Here is a 22,786-nt window from a genome sequence, read left to right on the forward strand (position 1 = left end):
AGTTGCCTCTGGCAGGATGGGGCGATGCTCCTTGCCCAGCGTGCCCCGCGACCCCCTGCCCGCCTGCCGCTGCCGTCCCAGCAGCGGCTCTTCTTCGTGGCAGCGGGCCTGTTAATTGCGGGCGAGACGATCTTCTGGACCGTGCTCGCCGCCGTGCAGTCGAACAGCGGCGTGGCCGACCTGGACGGGCCCGTGCACGACGGAATCGTGGCGTCCCGGACCCCCCTGGCCACCGCCATCCTGACGGCCGTGACCACGGTGACGTCGCCGCTGTGGATGACGGTGATCGGCTGCGCCGTGGCACTGGCCTGGGCGGTCTTCAAGCGTGAAGTCTGGCGTCCCGCCCTGCTGGTCGGCGCCATGGCGGCGACCTTCGCGGTGTCCACGCTGGTGAAGCACGACGTCGGCCGGAGCCGGCCCGCCGCCAGCGGCTTCATGCTGGGACCGGACGACGCCCTGTCCTTTCCCTCCGGCCATACCTTCGGGGCCGGCGTGTTCCTGTGCGTCCTCAGTTACCTGCTTCTGGCGGCCCGCGGCACGCGGACGGGCAAACGGACGACGTCGGTGCTCGGCTTCGCGGCAGCGGCTGCCGGGACACTGGTGGTTGCCTTCAGCCGCCTGTACCTGGGGTATCACTGGCTGACGGACGTGCTCGCCTCCATGGGCCTGGCGCTCGCCGTTACCGGGATCGTTATCCTGGCCGACGGGCTGCGCGCCGCCGCTGCCCCGTCCGGGCAACACCCATTGGAGGCGGGACCGTCAGAGTCCGACGCCCATCGCCTGGGCGATCACCACCGCCGAGGCTGAGGACCACGCCTGCGGGTGGCACGACGCCGGATACGGTACCGCGACGCTCGAGTCCTCGGCCCGCACCCCGGCGAACACCTCCGGCAACCGGTGCCCGAAGGAGGCCGCCGCCGCGATCAGGCCGTCGGCGAGGGTGCGTGCCTCTGCGACAAAACCGTCGGCCAGGAGGCCGCGGATCGCGATGGCGGTGTCGTGGCTCCAGACCGAGCCGCAGTGGTAGCTGAAGGGCCAAAATCCTGCGGCCCGCCGCGAAATCGTGTGCACGCCGTAGCCGGAGAACAGCTCGGGGCTCACCAGCCGGTCCGCGACGATCCGGGCTTCGGCCGCGTCCAGGATGCCCGTGCCCAGCAGATGTCCCATGTTTGAGCCCGGGATGTCCAGGGGGACCCCGTGCCCGTCCAGGGCCATGGCCGGGAACGGCCCGCCGTCGTCCTCAACCCAGAAACGCTCCCGGAACCTGAGCCGCAGGGCCGCGGCGAAGTCGCGAAGCGCCTGAGCGCCCGGTTCCCCGAACGCGTCGAACAGTTCCGCCGTCCCCATGGCTGCCTGGTACGCGTAGCCCTGCACCTCGGACAGGGCGATGGGCCCCTCGGCCTGCCGGCCGTCGCGGAACTGCATGGCGTCCCGGGAATCCTTCCAGCCCTGGTTGCTCAGGCCGTGGCCCGTGGAGTCACGGTAGCTGAGGAACCCGCCGTTGCCGGCTGCGCCGTCCGCTGCGCCGTCTACCGGGGAGCCGGCGGCGAGCAGCCACTCCGCGGCGCGTGCCGCGTTCGGCAGCAGCGACCGCACGGCGTCCTCGTCCCGGCCGGTGCGCCAGAGTTCACCGAGCAGGCAAAGCCACAACGGGGTGGAATCCACCGCCCCGAAGTACACCGGCGGCAGGCGCAGGTTCTGGCTCTCAAGAACCAGTTCCTTGGACCGCAGTTCGTGCAGGATCTTGCCGGGTGCCTCGGCGGCCGCCGCGTCCGTCCGGGTGCCCTGGAAAGCAGCCAGCGCGCGCAGGGTGCCCGCCGCCAGCCCGTTGTCCGCGCCGGTGTCCAGAGGCAGCAGCAGCCGCGCAGCCCACAGCGAATCCCGTCCGAACAGCGTGAAGTACCAGGGCGCCCCGGCGGCGATGAACGGGGCGTCCGGCAGCTGGCGGGTGGCCAGGCGGAGCCCGGCCACGTCATCGAGGGAGTTATCCAGGAGCAGGCCCAGGGCCCCGGCAGGTCCGGTCCGCGGCGGCCTGGCCGCGGGCGGGCGGGCAGCCACCACGGCGTCGTCGTCATCGGTGAGGACGGCCTGCCATTCGGCCTCGAACGGCCGGCCCCGGCCCAGGGTTCCGCGCCAGGCGAGGTGGCCTTCCGGGGTGACGGCGCCGGGGGCCGCGACCGCCAGGGTCTTGCCATCCTCCTGCCAGCGCAGCGTGGACCCATCGGCAGAGACCGGCGCGGACGGGTCACGGAAGCGGCTGAGGCGGATCTGGGCCATGTCGGTGAAGTCGGCCGCGAGGGCTACTTCGATTTCGACGTCGAGGGAATCCAGCGAGGTGCGCAGCTGAAGGGTGTGCCGCACCACGCCCGGCGTCACCGTCCAGGTCTGGAGGAGCTCGACGGCGGGATCCTCCGTGGGTCCCGGGATGCCCCGGACCAGGCCTCGGACGCGCAGGACGCCGCCGGGCTCGGTCTCGACGGTGGCCGGTTCGGGTTCCAGGCCGTTGACGCGCACGAGCGCCCGGCAGAGCATCCGGGTGTCGCCGTGGAGCAGCCCGGTGAACCCGGCCGGATCAGCGGAGTCACCGGCTCCGGGCGGTTTGACCTCGCCGGCCAGGCGGCCGTCAGGGTCGAGCCACAGCTGGGTGGGGGCGGCAACGGAGCAGTGTTGGCGGTGCAGGCCGGGCTGAACAGTCATCCGCCTACCCTATGCCGGGCACTGGGCGGTCTCAATCCGCCGCAGCCCGCTGCCGACCGCCTAAGAGGTCATGGCGTCGGCCGCCGGCTGCCGGGCTGCCGGGCTGCCGGGCTGCCGGGCTGCCGGGCTGTGGACTGCGGCCGCGTCGGAACGCGTGCGTAGCCGATTAGCTTCGTCGTGTGTCCGACCTACGGGACGCTTCCATCGGGTTCATCAGAACCATCTTGGCGGTCGCTCTTCGTCACGTTGCCACGGTGGCCAAAGATGATTTGCCGGACATCAGAGAGAACTTTTCGCTTCCGCTCCATCGCTTATTCTTAGCGTGGAGGCCCGACTAAGTGGGGGAACGAACGGGGAGGGAAGTTCTAATCATGGAAAACAACAGTTCTACGTGGGTCCGGTTTTGGAACCGGGGGACGTGGTGGAAAGCGCTCCTGATCGTCGCCGTGTATTGGGGCGTGTACGAACTGATCGGGCTGGGAATAGGTGCACTGGTTGGGGGCTCCATCGACCTGGGAAGCCCCCTGAACGATCCGCTCAGTGCATTCCTAGGTTTAGCACTCCCTATCTTGCTCGCGGGAATACTGCTCTTTCTCTTCGCTCGCTCCCTCGGCTGGGTCAAGGAAATCTTCGGTCCCCAACCCGTCCGCGGGAAGGCCTGGATGTGGGTCGCAGTCCTCCTCGTCGTCGTCCCAATCTTCCTACGGCTGATGGCAACCAACTGGTCCGCCTACTCCATCGGGCTTGTTCTGGTTGTGGCGTTCTTCGGATTGTGCGTGGGGTTCACTGAAGAACTCGCCACGCGAGGAATAGTAGTGAACATGCTCCGAAACGGCGGCTATGGCGAACGACTGGTCTTTGTCTTGTCATCCCTGTATTTCGCGCTGCTGCACAGCGGAAACCTCCTCACCGGAATGGCCCCCCTGGTTGTTGCCGTTACCGTCGTCTACACCTTTGGATTCGGTGCCATGATGTACCTCTCCATGCGCGCGACGGGCCGGATCACGTGGGCCATCCTGCTGCATGCCGCCACAGACCCCACAACGTTCCTCGCCACCGGTGGGATCGACGCCACCTCAGCCACAGCTGGGGCGGAAGAACTGATATCACTCGCGGGGCTCTTCAACTGGGCCTATATACTCCTGGCGCTCCTTGCCATCTTCCTCGTCAAAGGCCGCGCCAACCGGACACACGACATCCCCCCAGTCCCCGCCGTGGCCTGACCTGAGGGGCCAGCTCACCAACTCGCTCGGTGTCGCACTAGCGCCCGTAAGCCGATCCCCAAACTGGACGGAAATGCTCCAAGACTGCGGTCGTGCAAGAATCGCGGCATGGATGAGCATGACCGGCAGATGAGGGAACAGCAGTTGATGATCGTCGAGGCTCTGGTGCAGGCGATGGATCGGCGGGACGAGGTCTTCCAGGTGATTGAGGATTCAGAGGACTTGGACGAAGCAATCCGTCGCGTGGGTCAACTGTTGGGCGTGGGAGAAGTACCCAGCCGGGCAGTCCTCGACATGCAGGCCAGAAGATTCACCCGAGACCAGCGTCAGGCCATCGCTTCCCATGCAGAAGAACTTAGATCAAGGTTGCCCGATGGACACTGAACCGCGCCTGACGGCGGCATCGGTGGTCGCATGGGTTCTGACTGGCGCTCAGCCTGGCCAATACGAGATCGCTCCTGAGGACGCTCAGAAGCGGTCTCGTTCCGAGGCCACGTCAGATCGTGGACCAGGTCGGCTAACTAGTGGACGATTCTCATCTCGTGCGAGGTCTGATTGAGTCGCCGTCCGCCGTCGGGAACGACCGTCACAATGTCCTCGATCCGTACGCCGAACCTGCCCGGCAGGTAGATTCCGGGTTCGATCGAGAAGCACATGCCGGGGTGGAGGATCTGGGTTTCGCCCTCGACCATGTACGGCGGCTCGTGAGTCGTCAGCCCGATTCCGTGCCCGACGCGGTGAATGAAGTAGTCGCCGTAGCCGGCTTCAGTGATCACCGCCCGGGACACGCGATCGATCTCCTGGCACTCGACGCCTGGACGCACGGCCTCGAACCCGGCCTGCTGCGCGAGTCTGACGACGTCGTGAACCTCGCGCTCCTCGGCGGTGGGCTCGCCGACGTGCACGGTCCGCGTCGTGTCTGATCCGTAGCCGTGTTTGAGGCCGCCGAAGTCGAGCACCACCATGTCCCCGTCCTCGATCATCCGCGGGCCGATCTCGTGGTGAGGGTTGGCTCCATTCGGACCCGAACCGACGACGGTGAAGTCCACCTGCGAATGACCGAACTGGCGAAGCAGGTCGGCGAGATCAAAACCGACGTCGGTCTCGCTGCGCCCAGCGAACCGCACGGTGACGATCTCCTCGTACGCCTGGTCTGCGGCCGCGCCGGCCGCCGCCAGCCGCTCGATCTCGTCGTCATCCTTGATCGCCCGAAGCATCGGCAGGGCGGTCGTCATCGCGACGTAGGACGACTTGGGCAGTCGATCCTGCAGGCCGAGGAGGTGCATGGCCCAGGCCGAGTCAGAGACGGCATAACGTCCGGTGCCGGCCATCAGCGTGGCAGATTCCGTGTAGGGGTCGCTCCCGTCGGTCCAGTCGGTGATCCGCAGATTCGAGGCGCCGGCGGCCGCTTCCGCGTCGGGCCTCTCGAGCCTCGGAACGATCATGGCGGGATCCGCGTCGACGGGGATCACGAGCATGGTGATGCGTTCAGTGATGGCCACGGGTGCATAACCGGTGAGGTACAGCAGGTCCGGTCCGGGAGTGACCAGGATGCCGTCGAGCCCGGCATCCTGGGCGGCGTGGGCTGCTCGCCGCAACCGTTCGGCGAAGTCATCGGCGGTGAACGGAGCCGGACCGGAAAGGCCGCGATGATCACTCATGGTTCGCATTCTCGTGCGCGGGGCATCCCCGGTCAACCCATCGCCCGGACAGCCGCTCCAGTAACTCTGGAATCACCCGTCGCGGGTGAGCCTTCGGGGCACAGAGGCTTCAGGACGCCGAATCTCGACGTTACGGCTGCTCATCCATCGGAAAGGCGACCGCCTCGCCCACCACGCGAAGCCGCAGCTCCGTGCCGGGGCGGGCGATCGAGGCGTTCCAGTGCCGGATGGTGATGATCTCCCCGCCGCCGGGGTAGCGGTGGTCCGGGATGGCGCCGGCGGCAAGGACCGGCGGGACGGGGAGTTGGAGCCGCACCGTGGTTTCGGGGCCGAAGTAGTCCGTGTCCACCACCGTGCCGCGGATGGGGCCGTCCTCGGAAATGCGGATCTGCTCGGGCCGCAGCATCAGCTGGACCCGGCCCTGGGCTGGCGGGCGGCGCACGGGGATCCCGCCGAGCGAACACGTGGCCAGGGAGCCTTCCATCCAGGCATCCAGGATCACGGCGTCGCCCAGGAACTCGGCGGTGGCACGATCAGCCGGACGCGTGTAGACGACAAACGGGTTGCCGATCTGGGCCAGCTTGCCGCCGCGCATCACAGCCACCTGGTCGGCGAAGGACAGCGCCTCGGCCTGGTCATGCGTGACGAGGATCGTGGTGACGCCGGCGTCCTTCAGCACCTGGGCCACGGCGCGGCGGGTGGCCACCCGCAGGCCGGCGTCCAGGGCGGAGAAGGGCTCGTCCAGCAGCATGAGCGCGGGCTTGCGGGCCAGCGCCCGGGCGAGGGCAACCCGCTGCTGCTGGCCGCCGGAGAGCTGGTGCGGGCGGCGCTTGGCCATGGCCGGGTCCAGTGAGACCATTTCCAGCAGCTCGCCCACCCGCGCCTTGACGCCGCGGCGCCCGCCGGGCAGCTGGGTGGCGTCCAGGCCGAAGGAGATGTTCTGCCCGACCGTCAGGTGCGGGAACAGGGCGCCGTCCTGGGCGACGTAGCCGACGTGCCGCTTGTGCGCGGGGACCCAGGCGTTGTCCCCGGCCACCTTGCTCCCGTTGAGCGAGATGCTGCCGGTGTCCGGGTGCTCGAAGCCGGCGATCAGGCGAAGGAGCGTGGTCTTGCCGGAGCCGGAGGGTCCCACGATCGCCGTCGTTCCGCCCTTGGCGACGGAGAGGTTGACGCCCTTGAGGACGGCCTGGGGCCCAAAGTTCTTGGTGACGGCGTCGATTTCCAGGTGGCTGTTGGTGCTGGTGGCCACGGAAGCCGCGACCCGCGGCTCGGGGAGGCGCGAGGGGGCCTCACGCGACGGGTAGACATCGGTCACTGTCCGGCTACTTTCTTGGACTGCTGGAAGAGGAGATAGGTCATGGGCGCCGAGATCAGGATCATCAGCAGCGCATAGGGGGCGGCGCCAGCGTAGTCGATCTCGCTGCTCTTGCTCCAGAACTCGGTGGCGAGGGTGCGGGTCCCGTTGGGCGAGAGCAGGAGGGTGGCGGTGAGCTCGTTGACAATCCCCAGGAACACCAGGGCCGCGCCGCCAGCCGCGGCGGGGGCCGTGAGCCGCAGCGTCACGCGCAGGAAGGCCAGCAGCGGCGGCTTGCCGAGCACCTGGGCGGCCTCGTCGAGTTCCTTCGGTGCCTGGGACAGCCCCGAGCGGATGTTCACGAGGGCCCGGGGGAGGAACAGCAGCACGTAGGCCGCGATGAGCAGCGCTGAGGTCTGGTACATGCTGGGCACCATTCGGATGCTCACGGTCACGAAGGCCAGGCCCACCACGATCCCGGGCATGGAGCTGGTGATGTAGTTGGACAGCTCCAGGGACTTGCTGAACCAGCCGGGACGCCGCACGGCCAGGTAAGCCATGGGGAACGCGACCACGGTGGTGGCGACGGCCGCCGCGAGGCCGTAGGCCAAGGTCTGCAGGAGGGCCGGCATGAATTCTTCGGCAGCCCAGATTTCCGGGCCGCCGGCGACGATCCAGCGCAGCACAAACGTCAGCGGCAGCCCGAACGCAAGCCCGGTGAGGGCGATCAGGGACAGCTGGGCGGGGAGCTGGTAGGCGTGCAGGGGCAGGCGCAAGGCGCGTGCCTGGGCCCCGGAGCCGATCCTGGCGTACCGGGCGCTGCCGCGGCTGCGGACCTCCACGAGCAGCAGGATCAGGCAGAGGAACACCAGGACGCTGGCCAGCATGTTCCCGGCGGTGCCGTTGAACGTGGACTGGTACTGGACCATGATCGCGGTGGTGAAGGTGTCGAAGCGGATCATCGCGAAGGCCCCGTATTCGGCCAGCAGGTGCAGCGCGACCAGCAGCCCGCCGCCGGTCATGGCGATGCGCAGCTGCGGGAGCACCACGCGGAAGAACGCGCGCCAGGCGCCGAGGCCGAGGGAGGCGGCGGACTGTTCGATCGCCGGGTCCAGGCGGCTGAGCGTCGCGGCGGCCGGGATGTACACGAGCGGGAAATAGGACAGGGTGGCGATCAGGACCCCGGACCACAGCCCGCCAAGGGACGGCACCGCGGAAACCCACGCGTAGCTGTTGACGAAGGCGGGGATGGCCAGCGGGGCGGCGAGCAGAACGGCCCACCACTTGCGGCCCACAAGGCTGGTGCGTTCGACGAGCCACGCGCCGCCGACGCCCAGGACGAGACACAGCGGCACCGTCACCACTGTCAGCAGCACCGTGTTGAGCAGGAGTTCGCCCACGCGCGGGCGGAAGATCAGGGCCATTGCGGTGTCCCAGCCGGTGGAGGCTGTCATGAAGACCACGTAGGCCAGGGGCACCAGGGAAAACAGGGCGATGAGGACCGCGATGATGGACACGACAGAGACGCCGAAAGGCGGGCGGGGGCGTTTACCCCTGCCCGCCGTCGTCGTGTCAGTCGTCAAATCCCCAGAGGGACCGGGGACCGCCAGCTTGTTAGTCACTGCGGCTACAGCAGTCCTGCCTGGGTCATCAGCTCGGTGACCTTGGCGGAATTGAGTTTGGCGGGATCCACGGTGGGGGCCTGCAACTCCTTGAGCGGAACCAGCTTGTCGTTGGACGGGACGTCCGAGCCGACAGCGTATTCGAAGGAGGTGCCCTTCTGGAGCACTTCCTGGCCCTTCTTGCCGGTGATGAACTTCAGGAAGGACTGGGCCGCCGCGGCGTTCTTGGAAGACTTCAGCACGCCGCCGCCGGAGATGGAGACGAAGGCGCCCGGGTCCTGGTTCTTGAAGTAGAACGGCGTGACGTTGTTGGAGTTCTCGCCGGTCTTGGCCTGGTCGCCGTAGTAGTAATAGTGGTAGATCAGCGCGGCGTCGACTTCGCCGGCGTTGACGGCCTTCATGGCCGTGCTGTTGCCCTTGTACGGCTTGGAGTTTTCCTTCATGCCCTTGAGCCAGGCCTCAGTGGCGGCTTCGCCCTTGAGTTCCAGCAGGGCCGAGACGATCGCCTGGAAGTCGGCGCCCGACGGCGAGGCAGCCCACTTGCCCTTCCACTCGGGGTTGGCCAGGTCCAGCATGGACTTGGGCAGCTTGTCGGCGCTGATCTTGTTCTTGTCGTAGACCAGCACGGTGGAGCGGGCCGCGATGCCGGTCCACTTGTTGGTGGAGGGGCGGAATTCGGCGGGGACCTGGTCCACGGTGGCCTTGTCCACATCCGCGAAGAGGCCGGCGTTTTCCACCTGAGCCATGGCGGGGGAGTTCTCGGTGAGGAAGACGTCCGCCGGTGAGGCCTGGCCTTCCTGCACGATCTGGTTGGACATCTCGGTGTCGTCGCCCTGGCGCACGGTCACCTTGATGCCGGTCTCGGCGGTGAAGGCGTCGATCCACTCTTTGGTCAGGGATTCGTGCTGGGCGTTATAGACCGTGATCTCGCCGGCGGCGGAGCCGTTGGCGGCTGCGCTGCTGCCGGCCGTGGCGGAGGAACCGGAGCCGCAGGCGGCCAGGCCCAGGGCGGCAGTGGCGGCCAGGGCGATGCCCGCCAGCGCGTTGGTGCGGATCTTCATGGGGCTACTTTCTACAAGGAAGTCGTCGTAGTGCCCTGCCCCCCGTGAGCGGGGAAGTTAGGGCATGCTCACTAAGAAAGACTGTAGGTTAGCCAAACCTAAGCGACCAACCTGAGGCTGGTTTAAGTGATGAGGATCACCTCAATTACGATACTATTGCGTGACGTAATTGTCGCCGGGTTATCGGACGGGCGCCTGCGCGATCGAGGCGGCCGCCTCCAGCACCATCCAGGCCTGCAGCTGCGTGGAGAGCTCGACGGCGGCGCCTTCCGGGTAACTGCGGCGTGCCGGCGCGTCGGTGCGGTCGGAGAAGACCAGATGGCTGCCGCGGCGCGCGAGGCGGTCGTTCGGAGGGAGGATCCGGCGGCCCTCCCAGAGGGCCTCTGCCGTATCGTTCACGAGCGCCGCCGCCGTGGCCCGGGTTTCGGCTGGGAGGCGTTCGTCGACGGCGGCGAGGGCCAGGTAGCGGACGAGGATCCCCGTGAAGAGCCCGCCGTCGCCCGTTCCCTCGCAGCGCAGCACCGCGGCGGTGCGGCCCAGCAGCGGGGCCGGCTGCGTGAGGTTGGCCGCCACGGCGTCCACCAGTGCGGCCGCACGCCCGAGGTTGGGCTCGCCCCCGAGTTCCAGCAGGGCGCCGAGGACGGGCCCCTGGTTGTAGGTGTAGATGGTCTCCTCCAGCACCGCCTCGCCCGTTCCGGAAATCCGGAGGCCGTCGCGGTACAGGCCCTGTCCGGGCTCGTACAGCCTGGCGTCCAGCCAGTCCAGCAGGGACTGCGCCTTGGTCCGGTTGCCGGTCCGCGCGTAGTAGAGGGCCACGGGTGCGGTGGCGGGGGTGTTCTTGAAGTCGCGCTTCGTGCTCCAGAATGTACCGCCGCCGAGGTCGTCCGTGGAAGCGGAGTCGAACTGCAGGGTCAGGCTTTGCAGGACCTTGGCGTTGCGCTCCCGGCCGGTGTGTTTGCGGGTGTCCTCGGCGAGCTTGTCCAGCCGGAGCGTGGCAAGGGCCAGCCAGGCCATGTCGTCGTAGTAGTTGTTGACCACCGTGAGGAAATTGCGCAGCCGGATGCCTGTGACGAGCCGGGAGGCGAGCCGGCCGGCGCTGGGCCGGTTCTCGCCGTCGAACTTGGCTCCCGGATGCCCGGGGGGCCCCAGTTCCCGGCGGCCGGCGTCCACGAGGCAGTCCAGGTAGTGTGCCTGCCACCAGTAGTGCCAGGGCCGGGACAGGTTCTTCAGCCGGCCCGAGGGGCGGAGGATCGCGGCGATGTGGGTCCCGGGGAGGAAAAAGAGCTGCTGCCCGAAGAGCCTGGTCACTGAGCGGGCGGCCTCGTCCGCACGGAAGGACCAGTTGGGGGCGGAGGCGTCGGCTCGGGTCATGGCTCAAGCGTAATCGCGGGAGCCCGTCCGGCCCGCGACTGTGACTGCGCCCTCGGCGTGTGCGGCCCAAAGGTGCGCATTGGCCGCATTCCAGTTAACATTCACTAACTAATGTTCCCCGCGGGCCGCCTCTGCAGGCGCCGCCCGCGTCGAGGCTTCGCCGCCGGGGTTCGGTTCCACATCAAGGAGGATGGATGGACATCAAGGGTACTGTCGCGCTGATCACGGGCGGGGCCTCCGGTCTCGGAGCGGCCACGGCCAGGCGCCTGTTCGACGCCGGCGCGTCGGTGGTCCTCGTGGACCTGCCGGGTTCCGCCGGGGACGCCTTTGCCGCCGAACTGACCGCATCCGCCGCTGCCGGCGCCGGCGAAGCTGCTGCCGGAGGCGGCCGCAGGGCCGTCTTTGTCCCGGCCGACGTCACGGACGAGGCGCAGGTGCAGGCCGCCGTCGACGCCGCCTCAGCATTGGGCCCGCTGCGCATCGTGGTCAACTGCGCGGGGATCGCCACCCCCGGCAAGGTCCTGGGCCGCGGCGGCGTCCTCCCGCTGGAGGCCTTCAACCGCGTCATCCAGATCAACCTCTTGGGCACCTTCAACGTGATCCGCCTCGCCGCGGCCGCCATGGCAGCCACCGAGCCCGCCGCCACGGAACTCGGCGGCCCCGAACGTGGCGTCATCATCAACACCGCCTCCGTTGCCGCGTTCGACGGGCAGATCGGCCAGCCCGCCTACGCCGCCTCCAAGGGCGCCGTCGCCGCCATGACGCTGCCGATTGCCCGCGAACTCGCGCGCTCGCTGATCCGGGTGGTCACCATCGCGCCGGGCATCTTCGAGACTCCCATGATGGCCGGCCTGCCCCAGGAGGCGCAGGACTCCCTGGGCCAGCAGGTGCCGCACCCCTCACGGCTGGGCCGGCCGGCCGAATACGCGAACCTCGCCGCGCACATTGTGGAGAACGCCATGCTCAACGGCGAGACAATCCGCCTCGACGGTGCCATCCGCATGGGCCCGAAATGACCGGGTCTGAGATGGCCGCTGCCGAAGTGACCGAGACAGGGCCGGCCGCCACGGCGGCCCTGGCCGCACCGACAGTGGCCGCACCCTCTGTGGCGGGGCTGCCCACGGCGGACTTCTTCGACTACGAAGCCCTGCTCAGCACGGCGGAGCGGGCCAAGCTGGCGCAGCTGCGCGAGTTCCTGGCCGTCGAGGTTGCCCCGTTCGCCACGGACTGGTGGAACAAGGCCGAATTCCCGGCCCACATCCTGCCCAAGCTGGCCGCCTTGGAGCTCAGCGCCCCGGCCCAGCGCGGCTACAGCAACCTGTTCGCCGGGATCGTCATCGCCGAGATGACCCGGGTGGACACCTCGCTCGCCACCTTCTTCCTGGTCCACCATGACCTCTTCGTGGAGTCTCTCTACGGCTTCGGCTCCGAGGAGCAGAAGGCGCGCCTGCTCGAGGACGCGGCAAGCCTGCGCACCACCGGTGCCTTTGCCCTCACCGAACCGGACCACGGCTCGGACGTTGCCGGCGGCATGGAAACCCGGGCCCGCCGGGTCCCCGGCGGCGCGGCCGGCGGCGGCGACATCTGGGTGCTCAACGGCGCCAAGCGCTGGATCGGCAACGGCACGTTTTGCGACTACATGCTGGTCTGGGCCCGGGACGAGGCCGACGGCGGCATCCGCGGCTTCATCGTCGACGCCACCTTGCCGGGCGTGAGCCGGAGCCGGATCGAGAACAAGATTGCCCTGCGCACGGTGCAGAACGCGGACATCGTCTTCACCGACGTCCGGGTGGCCGAAACGGACCGCTTCGCCGGGATCAGCAGCTTCGAGGACACCAACGAACTCCTGCGCGGTTCCCGGATCATGGTGGCCTGGCAAGGTGTGGGGCAGCAGCTCGCGGCGTTCGACGTCGCCCGGCAGTACGCCGTCGAACGCCAGCAGTTCGGCCGCCCGCTGGCAAAGTTCCAACTGGTCCAGCAGCAGCTGGTCACCATGCTCGGCAACGCCGTGGCCAGCATGGGCATGATGGTCCGGATCGCCCAGCTGCAGGACGCCGGCGCTGCGGACATGCCGCAGGTGGCCCTCGCCAAGTCCTATGTCAGCGCCCGGATGCGCGAAACCGTCGCGATGGGCCGGTCCCTGCTGGGCGGCAACGGGATCGTCACCGACTACCGGATGGCCAAGATCTTCTCCGACGCCGAGGCGATCTACACCTACGAGGGCTCGTTCGAGATCAACACCCTGATCACGGGCCGCGCCGTCACCGGGGTGTCCGCGATCGTCTAGAAGACGGCTTTGACCGTTTAGACCGTTTCGAGCCGTTTAGAAGAGGCCGGGTTCCTTCTCGCCGGCCTCGATCTTCACATCAAGGCTGTTGTTCCGCACCGGCATGGGGCAGGTGCCGTACGGGGTGAAGGCGCTGGGGTAGTTGATGGCCCGGTTAAAGTCCAGGACCACGGTATTGTCCGGGCGGGGTTTCGCGGTGGACACCTTCCGCCACTCGTCCGTACTTTCCCCGTTGGTCTCGTCGTGGAACGTCACCGTCAGGGCACCGAGCTTCTCCTCCTCGGCCTGCAGGTGGATCTCGTGGTCCGCGCCGGGAAGTCGGAAGACCAGCTCGCCGACCGAGCGGTGGACCCCGTCCACGAGCGGGTTGGCCGTGCCGATCGGGACATCCACAGGCTCGGGGTAGGGCACGAACCGGGCCTCGATGACCAGGTCCGGGCGGAAGCCGAAGGTGGGCACGCCATCGAACTCCGTGAACACCGGCGACTGGGAGTCGCGGGTGCGGATGGCGTACTTGTCCGCCCGCATGGCGAGCTCCACCACCACCTGGCGGCCGTCGTCGCCGCCGTACCGGACCCACATCAGTGATTCCTCGTCGGCGAGCACGGCGCTGATGGTCCCGTCCACGGGTTCGCCGGTTTCGACGAGGGTCAGACCGTCGGACGCGGCGGCCGTGAGGAACGCCGCGGTGCCGTCCGTGGACCAGAGGCCGGGGGCGAGCTCGACGGCGGCCGGCTCGCCTTCCAGCCACTGGAAGGAGGTCAGCGTGAGCCAGCCGTGCTCGCTGGCGAGGGCCGTGTTGCGGCTGTTCCGGAAGCGTTGCCAGCGGGCCAGCTGCGGGTTCTGCACTGCATCAGGCGTGGGCTTCGAGCCAGTCCCGGGTTCAGGGGCGGTCATGGGCACCTCCAAGGGGTTTCAGCTGGTGGCGGGTGGGGTGTTGAGGCTGGCCGCAACGAGCTGGGCGGCAGTAGTTCCGGCTGCGGCGGCCGCGGCCGGGTCGCCGTCGAGCACCCCGCTTGCCAGGCCGCCGTCGAGTACCAGTGTCAGGCTGCGGGCGAGCTGGTCCGGGTCCCGGGCGCCCGCGCGCGCGGCGAGGTCCCGGATCCAGGCGCGGGTCTGCCGCTTGTGGGCCACGGTCCGGTCGTGGACCCGGGTGCCGGCGGCCGACTCGGCGGCCGCGTTGATGAAAGCGCAGCCGCGGTAGCCGTCGCGCCGGCAGGCGGCTGTCAGGGCATCGAACAGGCCCACGAGCTGCGCGGCCGGGTCCTCGCCGGCGGCCTCGGCGGCGGCGTGCAGCTGCCCGGTCCAGACGCTGTCCACCTTCTCCAGGTAGGCCAGCATGAGGTCGTCCTTGGCCGGAAAGTACTTATAGAACGTGGCTTTCGCGACGCCGGACTCGGCGATGATGGTGTCGATGCCGGCGGCCCGGAAACCCTGCGCGTAGAAGAGCCGGAAGGCAGTCGCCAGGATCTTCTCCCTGGCATGCCCGGCGGGGGTGCGGGCAGCCGGGGCGGCAGTGGCTGCTGGCGAGGTCATGGCTCAATCGTACACAGACAAGTCTGTCTACGCCGCAATGTCATTCGCGTTGTACCTCGTCAATGACGTCCCGCCGGCCCGCCCCCGCCTGATCCGGCGGCTACGGGCGGGCGGCCAGACCCCGCACGAGCAGCCGCCAGACCTCGCGCAGCTCGGCCCCGATGGCGGGGTCCGACCATTCCGAAGCGTGCAGCGGGTGGTGGAACCGCGCCGTGGCGTGCAGGACGGCGCGGCCGGCCGGCACCGGATCCGGGACGGCGAATTCGCCGCTGCTGACGCCGTCGGCAATGATCTCGGTGAGCGCTGCGGCCAGGTGGTCAACGTGGGCCGCCACCACTTCCCGCGCCTCGGCGGTCAGCTGGCCGAACGTGGCAAACAGCTCCGGATCGTTCAGCGCCATGCCCTGCTTGATGGCCGCGAGGCGTTCGAGCCAGCGGAGCAGGCGTTCCGCGGCAGGGCCGTCCGTATCGCGGGCGGGATCCAGCGGCTCCGCGAGGCGGTCCAGCCAGCGCCGGGCCACCGCGTCCCGCAGCGCCACCTTTGTGGGGAAGTGCCGGTACACGCTGCCGTGGCTGACGCCCAGGGCCTTCGCGACGTCAACCACCGTGGCCTTGGCCGGCCCAAAGCGCCGCAGCACGTCTTCCGCGGCGTCGAGGATGCGCTCTTCCGTCAGGACGACGGCGGCAGGGGTCACCGGCGTTCGCTGTCGAGCATGGCCATCTGGCCTGCGTCGTAGCGCGTGCCCGCGGCGGCGTCGGCCGGGACGGCGGCCTCGATCTCCGCGAGGTCCGCGCCGGAGAGGACCAGTTCGGCTGCTCCCAGCGATTCGGTGAGCCGCTCGCGGCGGCGCGCGCCGACGAGGGGCACGATGTCCTCGCCGCGGGAGAGGACCCAGGCGATGGCGAGCTGGGCGACGGTCGCGCCCTTGCGGTCCGCGATGCCGCGGAGCCGTTCGACGAGCTCGAGGTTCCGCTGCAGGTTCTCGCCGGAGAACCGGGGCAGGTGGGCCCGGAAGTCGCGCCGGTTCCCAGTTCCGGCGGCCGGCCAGTGGCCGGAAACCAGGCCGCGGGACAGCACGCCGTATGCCGTGATGCCGATGCCCAGCTCCCGGGCCACCGGCAGGATGTCCTGCTCGATGCCACGGGAGAGGAGGGAGTACTCGATCTGGAGGTCCGAGACCGGGTGGACGGCGTTGGCGCGGCGCAGGGTGTCGGCGCCGACCTCCGAGAGGCCGATGTGGCGGATCAGGCCCTGCTGCACGAGCTCGGCCAGTGCTCCCACGGTCTCGTCCACCGGAACGGACGGATCCAGGCGGGCCGGCCGGTAGATGTCCACGTAGTCGGTGCCGAGGCGCCGGAGGGTGTAGGCCAGGAAGTTCTTGATGGCCACCGGACGGGTGTCCACGCCGTTCCATCCGCCCCGGGCATCGCGCAGGACGCCGAACTTCACGCTGATCTGGGCGCTCTCGCGCCGACGGCCGCGGATCGCCTCGCGCAGCAGCATTTCGTTGTGGCCCATGCCGTAGAAGTCGCCGGTGTCCAGCAGGGTCACGCCGGCGTCGAGGGCGGCCTGGATCGTGGCGACGCTCTCGGCGTCGTCGGCGGGGCCGTAAAGATCGGACATGCCCATCAGGCCGAGGCCGATGGCGGCGGTGCTGGGGCCGGTGGAGCCCAGGGTGCGGGGGGTGCCGAGAGTAGAAGTTGTCATGCGATGACTATACAACAATCAGCTGACAGATTTCAATCTTTGTCAGCTGAGATGGGGTGGACGGGGCCTCGGCATGCGCTTATTGCCGTAGACAGGTCTGTCTGATAGCGTCATGCCCACACGTAGACGAACCTGTCTACTCCACGACTTCAGAATGAGGACGCCATGAAGATTGCAGTACTGGGAACCGGCATGGTGGGGCGCACGATTGCCGGCGCACTGGCAGGGCTGGGGCACGACGTCGTGATCGGCACCCGCGACCCGCAGGCGACGCTCGCCCGGACCGAGCCGGACATGATGGGCACCGCGCCGTTCGCCGAGTGGCACGCCGCAAACGCCGGAGTCGACGTCGCCGCCTTTGCTGACGCGGCATCCGGCGCCGAGCTGATCGTCAATGCCACCAACGGCGCCGGCTCGCTGGCCGCGCTGGCCGCAGCGGGGACCCCGAACCTCGCCGGCAAGATCATCATGGATATCGCCAACCCGCTGGACTTCTCGCAGGGCATGCCGCCGTCGCTGAACCCGGTGAACACGGACAGCCTCGGCGAAGAGATCCAGCGGTCCTTCCCGGAGGCCAAGGTGGTGAAGACGCTGAACACCATGACCGCGTCCGTGATGGTCGATCCGGCCCGGGTGGCCGGCGGTGACCACACGGTGTTCGTCTCCGGGGACGACGCCGGCGCCAAGGCGGCCGTGACGGAACTCCTCAAGGGCTTCGGCCACCGCGACGTGATCGATCTCGGCGACATCACGAGTGCCCGCGGTGCGGAAATGATCCTGCCGATCTGGCTGCGGATCTGGGGCGCGCTGGGAACCGGCGAGTTCAACTTCAAGATCGCGCGCTAACCCCCTCACCCGCCAAGCCCGCAGCAGGGGCCGTTCTGGGCGCTCAGAACGGCCCCTGCTGCGAACTGGTTGGGGTCCCGGGGGAGGGACGTCGGGGCGGCGCGGCGGGGCCTGACACTATCTGAGACGGAATTCCAGCAGGGAGTGCCTGCGGGTAACATCCCATGGGAAGAAGTAATCGGGCTCACAGTATCCAGCGCAGTGTACGAGCCAAGTCGACCCCTCGAAAGATAGTTTCCATGGCTGACACTGCAATGCATTCCGACACCGATCTTGCCGCCGAACTCCGGGCTGATGTCCGCCGGGTCTCCACCCTCCTCGGCGAATCCCTGGTCCGCCAGCACGGCCCCGAGCTCCTGGACCTGGTGGAGCAGGTGCGCCTGCTGACCAAGGAATCCAAGGAAGCCGCCCGCGGCGGCGCCGACGCTACAGGGCCGTGGAGCTCGTACGACGTCGTCGCCCAGGTCCGTGAACTGCTCGGTTCCCTGCCGCTGGAGCAGGCCACCGACCTGGTCCGCGCCTTCGCGTTCTACTTCCACCTGGCGAACGCCGCCGAGCAGGTCCACCGGGTCCGCGGGCTGCGCACCCGGCAGGAGAAGGACGGCTGGCTCGCCAAAGCCGTGGAGGAGATCGCGGACCAGGCCGGCAACTCCGTGCTGCAGGAAGTCGTCAACGAACTCGACGTCCGCCCCATCTTCACCGCACACCCCACCGAGGCCTCCCGCCGCTCCGTGCTGGACAAAATCCGCCGGCTCTCGGACATCCTGTCCGAATCCACGGCGGAGGGCACCTCCGCGCGCCGCCGCCAGGACCGCCACCTGTCCGAGGTGATCGACCAGATGTGGCAGACGGACGAGCTCCGCCAGGTCCGGCCCACCCCCGTGGACGAGGCCCGGAACGCCATCTATTACCTCACCGGCATCCTTAGCGACGCCATGCCGGAAATGCTCTCGGACCTCTCCGAGCTGCTTGCCGAGCACGGCGTCACGCTGCCGCCACAGAAGGCCCCGATCCGCTTCGGCTCCTGGATCGGCGGGGACCGCGACGGCAACCCCAACGTCACCGCCGCCGTCACCCGCGAAATACTCCAGATCCAGAACCAGCACGCCGTGCGGATCAGCATCGGCCTGATCGACGGGCTCATCTCCATCCTGTCCAACTCGACCGCGCTGGCCGGGGCGGACCAGGAGCTCCTGGACTCGATCGACGTCGACCTGGGGAACCTGCCTGGCCTGGACCGCCGCGTCCTCGAGCTGAACGCTCAGGAGCCCTACCGGCTCAAACTCACCTGCATCAAGGCCAAGCTGATCAACACCGGCCGCCGGGTCGCGGCCGGATCCGCGCACGAGCCCGGCCGCGACTACACCGCCACCGCGGAGCTCCTCGCCGAGCTCGGCCTGCTCGAACGGTCGCTGCGGAACCACCACGCGGCCCTCGCCGCCGACGGCGCCCTGTCCCGGGTCCGCCGCGCCATCGCCTCCTTCGGCCTGCACCTGGCCACCCTCGACATCCGCGAGCACGCCGACCACCACCACGACGCCGTCGGGCAGCTCATGGACCGCCTTGGCGGGCCCGGTGTCCGGTACGCGGAACTCAGCCGCGCCGAGCGGCTCGAGGTGCTGGGCTCCGAACTTGCGTCCCGGCGTCCGCTCTCCGGCCACCCGATCAAGCTCGACGGCGTCGCCGACGGCACCTACGACGTCTTCCGGGAGATCCGGCGGGCCCTGCGCACCTACGGCCCCGACGTGATCGAGACCTACATCATCTCCATGACCCGCGGCGCGGACGACGTCCTGGCCGCGGCCGTGCTGGCCCGCGAGGCCGGCCTGGTCAGCCTGTTCGGCGAGGCGCCCTACGCCAAGATCGGCTTCGCGCCGCTGCTGGAGACAGTCGACGAACTCCGCGCCTCGGCCGAGATCGTGGACCGGCTGCTCTCCGATGCCTCCTACCGCGAACTCGTCCGGCTCCGCGGCGACGTGCAGGAAATCATGCTCGGCTACTCGGACTCCAACAAGGAATCCGGCGTCATGACGAGCCAGTGGGAAATCTACAAGACCCAGCGCAAGCTCCGCGACGTGGCCGCCAAGCACGGCGTCCGCGTGCGCCTCTTCCACGGCCGCGGCGGCTCGGTGGGCCGCGGCGGCGGGCCGACCTACGATGCCATCATGGCCCAGCCCAACGGCGTGCTCGAGGGCGAGATCAAGTTCACCGAGCAGGGCGAGGTCATCTCGGACAAGTACTCCCTGCCGGAGCTGGCCCGAGAAAACCTCGAACTCTCCCTGGCCGCGGTACTGCAGGGCTCGGCGCTGCACCGCACCCCGCGCACCTCGGAGGACCAGCGCGTGCGCTACGGCCACGTCATGGAAACCGTCTCCGACGCCGCGTTTGCGCGCTACCGCACGCTGATTGATGACCCGGATCTGCCCGCCTACTTCATGGCTTCCACCCCGGTGGAGCAGCTGGGTTCCCTCAACATCGGGTCGCGTCCGTCCAAGCGCCCCGACTCCGGCGCCGGGCTCGAAGGGCTCCGCGCCATCCCATGGGTGTTCGGCTGGACACAGTCGCGGCAGATCGTGCCGGGCTGGTTCGGCGTGGGCTCCGGCCTCAAAGCCGCGCGCGAGGCCGGTAACTCGGCCCAGCTCAAGGAGATGATCGAGGGCTGGCACTTCTTCCGCTCGGTGCTCTCCAATGTTGAGATGACCCTGGCGAAGACGGACATGGACATTGCCGGCTACTACGTCTCCACCCTGGTGCCGGCGGAACTGCACCACCTGTTCCGTGCCATCCGGGCCGAATATGATCTCACGGTCGAGGAGATCCAGAACCTCACCGGCGAGCACGTGATCCTCGATGCCCAGCCCACCTTGAAGCGCTCCCTCGAGATCCGGGACCAGTACCTCGACCCCATCAGCTACCTGCAGGTGGAACTGCTGCGCCGCGTCCGGGCCGAGGCCGCGGCGGGCATGACGGGGGCCGAGATCGACGAACGGCTCCAGCGGGCCATGCTGATCACGGTCAACGGAGTCGCCGCCGGGCTGCGCAACACCGGGTAGCCTGCACCCCGGTCCAGACGCTCCCGCACGTCCTGCGCCCTTCCCGCGATGCTCCCTCAGGTCCTGCGGTTCTTCCCCGGACGCTCCCTCTCCCGGTGAGGGAGCGTTGGGGTTTTGGGTGCGGAAGGTGAGGGAGCGTGGCGGCGCGGCTAGGGTTGTTCCATGCCTTCGTTCCAGACCAGACTGAAGATCACCGGGCTCAAGCCGGGCACCGCTCCCGAAACCGTCATGGCCGCGGCCATCGAGGCGCTTGGGACGCGGCACCACGTCGAATCGCACCAGCTTGAGCTCGCCGGCGGCGTACCGCAGCTGAACCTGCGCTTCCTGGTCGAGGCCACCGCCTACAGCGCCGAAAACAGCCAGGCGCTGGAGTCGGCAGCCATGATGCGCGACGCCGTCGAACGCGTTGCGCTCACCGGCGCGCTGACCGTGCTGCGCCGCAGCCGCGGCCGCTGGGCGCCCGTCTAAAAGTCCAGTTCCTCGTCCGGGTCGATCACGGCGGACTCCACGGGGGAGGGGTTGCCCCGGCGCCGCGTCACGATCACGCCCACGACCGCTCCGACCAGCAGCCCGACGCCGACGCCGATCAGGGAGCTCGCCCAGAAGGGCAGCCCGGTGGCGGAGCCCATGAAATAGCCCAGTGCTACGGACCAGGTTGCCCAGAGCAGGCCGCCGAGGGCCGCGCAGAGGCTGAACCCGCGGGTGGAGACGTTGGCGATGCCCGCCGCGGCCGTCGTGGCAAGCCGCCCGCCGGGGATGAAGCGGAGGCCGATGATCGCGCCGTAGGTGGAGGACCGGCCGGCTTTCGCGATCGCCGAATGCACCGCCGCGTGGAACCCCAGGCCCCATTTCCAGCGGTCGAGCACGTGGCTCAGCCGGCGCTTGAACAGCTGGAAGACGAGAAGGTCACCCAGCCATGAGGACGCGGCGGCGAGGAGCACGACGAGGAAGCCGTTGATGCGGCCCTCGGCTGACAGCGCGCCGCCGGTGATGACCAGCATTTCCGAGGGGACGGGCGGGAAAATCGCATCGCCGATCACGAAGGGGAAGATCCAGAAATAGATCGCGGCGCCCCAGCTGTCCGCATTTCCGAAGTCCATGGGCACAAGGTACCGCACTTCCAGCCGCTAGCGGGCCTCGCTGAGTTCCAGTCTGCTGCGGTATTCCACCGGGCTGCCGGAGATGGGGTCCACGAAGCGGATCCCGCGGGCCAGGAGCTGCAGCGGCTTGGCGTAATTGTCCGGAGCCTTGTCCAGCAGTTCCGGGTAGAACGCATCGTTGACGATCCCGAGGCCCAGTGAGGCCATGTGCACGCGGAGCTGGTGGGTCTTCCCGGAGTGCGGCTCCAGCCGGTACAGCGCGCGGCGGTGCGGGCCGCCGTCGACGTCGGGTGCGCTGTCGGGTGCGCCGCCGTCGGGTGCGCCGCCGTCGGGTGCGCCGGAAGCGTCAAACGTGCGCAGCCGCTCGATCCGGGTTTCCGCGTTGGGTTCGCCGTCGACGACCTCGGCCAGCAGGTAGCTGCGGGACTTGGTCATCCGGTTGCGCACCACCACAGGAAAGTCCACCGCGGGATGGCCCGGTGCGGGCTCCGCGGCGGACACACACTCGTATTCCTTCTGGACCTGGCGCTTTTCGAAGAGCACCTGGTACTTGCCCCGGGTCTCGGGGTTCGTGGAGAGCAGCAGGATGCCGGCGGTCATGCGGTCCAGACGGTGCATGGGAATCAGGTCCGGGAGGCCGAGCTGGTTCCGGAGCCGGACCAAGGCCGATTCCTGGATGTACGTCCCGCCGGGGGTGGTGGGCAGGAAGTGCGGCTTGTCCACCACCAGCAGGTGATCGTCCTGGTGCAGAATGTTCAGCTCCACCGGGATCCGGGTCTCCGGCGGCAGGGTCCGGTAGTACCAGATGAACGTGTGGTCCTGCATCGGCGTGCTGCGGTCCAGGGCGATCCCCGCCTCGCCGACGATCTCGCCGGCGTCGAACCGGTCCTCGATGCCCTGCGGATCGATGTGCCCCCAGCGGTGCATCATGTAGTCCAGCGCGGTCTCCCAGGGCCCCTCGTCCGGCAGGCGCAGACGCGTCGCGTTGACGCCGTCGCGCACGGGAAGGGGGGATTGCATCACCCGACCATTCTACGGGCCCGGCCTCCCGCGCCCCTGCGCAGTGCTGCCGCGACCGCCGCCGCGACCGCCGCCGCGGCCCTGTACCCCGGCCCCGTACCGCAGCCCAGCCCCGCCCCGCCGCGGGCCCTTGCTCGAGTTCGCCGGACCCGTGCTAGATGTACTGAGCCGGGACGTTGTTGACATGTAGGGCTTGAAAACGAGGAGGACCTCCGGGCTAAGTGGAGCTGTCTAGTTCACACACTTTGCGCTCGGAGGTCCTCGTGTCCCACGTTAATGCCCGTCTGACAGTTCATGGAAGACTCCTG

20 protein-coding genes are annotated in these 22,786 nt (G+C 68.8%); 8 read left to right on the forward strand and 12 right to left on the reverse strand.

All coding sequences use genetic code 11. The features are described 5' to 3' along the window. Window positions 1-24 precede the first annotated feature (24 nt). Complete coding sequence (locus AC1DN2_RS12500) at window positions 25-807, forward strand: phosphatase PAP2 family protein (RefSeq protein ID WP_476850564.1); 783 nt, start codon at window positions 25-27, stop codon at window positions 805-807. Here the strand turns inward: AC1DN2_RS12500 and AC1DN2_RS12505 are convergent. Further along, window positions 760-2,697, reverse strand: a complete 1,938-nt coding sequence (locus AC1DN2_RS12505; protein WP_476850565.1) for a glycogen debranching N-terminal domain-containing protein — start codon at window positions 2,695-2,697, stop codon at window positions 760-762. The genes AC1DN2_RS12500 and AC1DN2_RS12505 overlap by 48 nt on opposite strands. A gap of 371 nt (window positions 2,698-3,068) precedes the next feature. Between AC1DN2_RS12505 and AC1DN2_RS12510 the strand changes: the two genes are divergently transcribed. Both AC1DN2_RS12510 and AC1DN2_RS12515 read left to right on the forward strand, forming a co-directional pair. Beyond that, window positions 3,069-3,920: a lysostaphin resistance A-like protein gene (locus AC1DN2_RS12510; RefSeq protein ID WP_476850566.1), complete on the forward strand. Its 852-nt coding sequence runs from the start codon at window positions 3,069-3,071 to the stop codon at window positions 3,918-3,920. 108 nt (window positions 3,921-4,028) lie between these two features. Next, window positions 4,029-4,304 carry a DNA gyrase subunit A gene (locus AC1DN2_RS12515; RefSeq protein ID WP_476850567.1) on the forward strand — a complete coding sequence of 92 codons (276 nt, stop codon included), beginning with the start codon at window positions 4,029-4,031 and terminating at the stop codon, window positions 4,302-4,304. A gap of 137 nt (window positions 4,305-4,441) precedes the next feature. Here AC1DN2_RS12515 and AC1DN2_RS12520 read toward each other — a convergent pair whose 3' ends face one another. The 5 genes from AC1DN2_RS12520 to AC1DN2_RS12540 form a co-directional block, all read right to left on the reverse strand. Further along, window positions 4,442-5,581, reverse strand: coding sequence for an aminopeptidase P family protein (locus AC1DN2_RS12520; protein WP_476850568.1), 1,140 nt, complete (start codon window positions 5,579-5,581; stop codon window positions 4,442-4,444). Window positions 5,582-5,711: 130 nt separating this feature from the next. Further along, the gene (locus AC1DN2_RS12525) at window positions 5,712-6,896 is read right to left on the reverse strand and encodes an ABC transporter ATP-binding protein (protein WP_459383792.1); all 1,185 of its coding nucleotides are present in this window, start codon (window positions 6,894-6,896) and stop codon (window positions 5,712-5,714) included. Further along, a complete protein-coding gene (locus AC1DN2_RS12530; protein WP_043436715.1) occupies window positions 6,893-8,392 on the reverse strand; it encodes an ABC transporter permease in 1,500 nt (499 codons plus the stop codon). The genes AC1DN2_RS12525 and AC1DN2_RS12530 overlap by 4 nt, the downstream gene beginning before the upstream one ends. A 110-nt stretch (window positions 8,393-8,502) precedes the next feature. Continuing rightward, a complete protein-coding gene (locus AC1DN2_RS12535) occupies window positions 8,503-9,558 on the reverse strand; it encodes an iron ABC transporter substrate-binding protein (protein ID WP_476850569.1) in 1,056 nt (351 codons plus the stop codon). A gap of 180 nt (window positions 9,559-9,738) precedes the next feature. Next, window positions 9,739-10,929, reverse strand: a complete 1,191-nt coding sequence (locus tag AC1DN2_RS12540) for a glycoside hydrolase family 76 protein (RefSeq protein ID WP_476850570.1) — start codon at window positions 10,927-10,929, stop codon at window positions 9,739-9,741. A 194-nt stretch (window positions 10,930-11,123) separates the two neighbouring features. Between AC1DN2_RS12540 and AC1DN2_RS12545 the strand changes: the two genes are divergently transcribed. Next, window positions 11,124-11,945, forward strand: a complete 822-nt coding sequence (locus AC1DN2_RS12545; RefSeq protein ID WP_476850571.1) for an SDR family NAD(P)-dependent oxidoreductase — start codon at window positions 11,124-11,126, stop codon at window positions 11,943-11,945. Between the two features lie 89 nt (window positions 11,946-12,034). Next, window positions 12,035-13,216: an acyl-CoA dehydrogenase family protein gene (locus AC1DN2_RS12550; protein ID WP_476850580.1), complete on the forward strand. Its 1,182-nt coding sequence runs from the start codon at window positions 12,035-12,037 to the stop codon at window positions 13,214-13,216. A gap of 36 nt (window positions 13,217-13,252) precedes the next feature. Here AC1DN2_RS12550 and AC1DN2_RS12555 read toward each other — a convergent pair whose 3' ends face one another. The 4 genes from AC1DN2_RS12555 to AC1DN2_RS12570 form a co-directional block, all read right to left on the reverse strand. Then, window positions 13,253-14,113: a DUF1684 domain-containing protein gene (locus AC1DN2_RS12555; protein WP_476850572.1), complete on the reverse strand. Its 861-nt coding sequence runs from the start codon at window positions 14,111-14,113 to the stop codon at window positions 13,253-13,255. An 18-nt stretch (window positions 14,114-14,131) separates the two neighbouring features. Next, the gene (locus AC1DN2_RS12560; protein WP_476850573.1) at window positions 14,132-14,752 is read right to left on the reverse strand and encodes a TetR/AcrR family transcriptional regulator; all 621 of its coding nucleotides are present in this window, start codon (window positions 14,750-14,752) and stop codon (window positions 14,132-14,134) included. 100 nt (window positions 14,753-14,852) lie between these two features. Beyond that, a complete protein-coding gene (locus tag AC1DN2_RS12565) occupies window positions 14,853-15,446 on the reverse strand; it encodes a TetR/AcrR family transcriptional regulator (protein ID WP_476850574.1) in 594 nt (197 codons plus the stop codon). Continuing rightward, a complete protein-coding gene (locus tag AC1DN2_RS12570) occupies window positions 15,443-16,459 on the reverse strand; it encodes an aldo/keto reductase (protein ID WP_476850575.1) in 1,017 nt (338 codons plus the stop codon). The genes AC1DN2_RS12565 and AC1DN2_RS12570 overlap by 4 nt, the downstream gene beginning before the upstream one ends. Window positions 16,460-16,624: 165 nt before the next feature. Between AC1DN2_RS12570 and AC1DN2_RS12575 the strand changes: the two genes are divergently transcribed. From AC1DN2_RS12575 to AC1DN2_RS12585, 3 genes are all read left to right on the forward strand, one after another. Further along, complete coding sequence (locus tag AC1DN2_RS12575) at window positions 16,625-17,305, forward strand: NADPH-dependent F420 reductase (protein ID WP_028278076.1); 681 nt, start codon at window positions 16,625-16,627, stop codon at window positions 17,303-17,305. 239 nt (window positions 17,306-17,544) lie between these two features. Further along, a complete protein-coding gene (gene ppc / locus AC1DN2_RS12580; protein ID WP_223914454.1) occupies window positions 17,545-20,358 on the forward strand; it encodes a phosphoenolpyruvate carboxylase in 2,814 nt (937 codons plus the stop codon). A 162-nt stretch (window positions 20,359-20,520) separates the two neighbouring features. Continuing rightward, the gene (locus tag AC1DN2_RS12585) at window positions 20,521-20,826 is read left to right on the forward strand and encodes a hypothetical protein (RefSeq protein WP_476850576.1); all 306 of its coding nucleotides are present in this window, start codon (window positions 20,521-20,523) and stop codon (window positions 20,824-20,826) included. Here the strand turns inward: AC1DN2_RS12585 and AC1DN2_RS12590 are convergent. After that, entirely contained in the window at window positions 20,823-21,458 is a 636-nt protein-coding gene (locus AC1DN2_RS12590) for a DedA family protein (protein ID WP_476850577.1), read from the reverse strand. The two genes, AC1DN2_RS12585 and AC1DN2_RS12590, sit on opposite strands and share 4 nt — an antisense overlap. A 27-nt stretch (window positions 21,459-21,485) precedes the next feature. Beyond that, window positions 21,486-22,478 carry an RluA family pseudouridine synthase gene (locus tag AC1DN2_RS12595; protein WP_476850581.1) on the reverse strand — a complete coding sequence of 331 codons (993 nt, stop codon included), beginning with the start codon at window positions 22,476-22,478 and terminating at the stop codon, window positions 21,486-21,488. Between the last annotated feature and the right edge of the window lie 308 nt (window positions 22,479-22,786).

The organism is Arthrobacter sp. 01L42 (genome assembly GCF_056400005.1).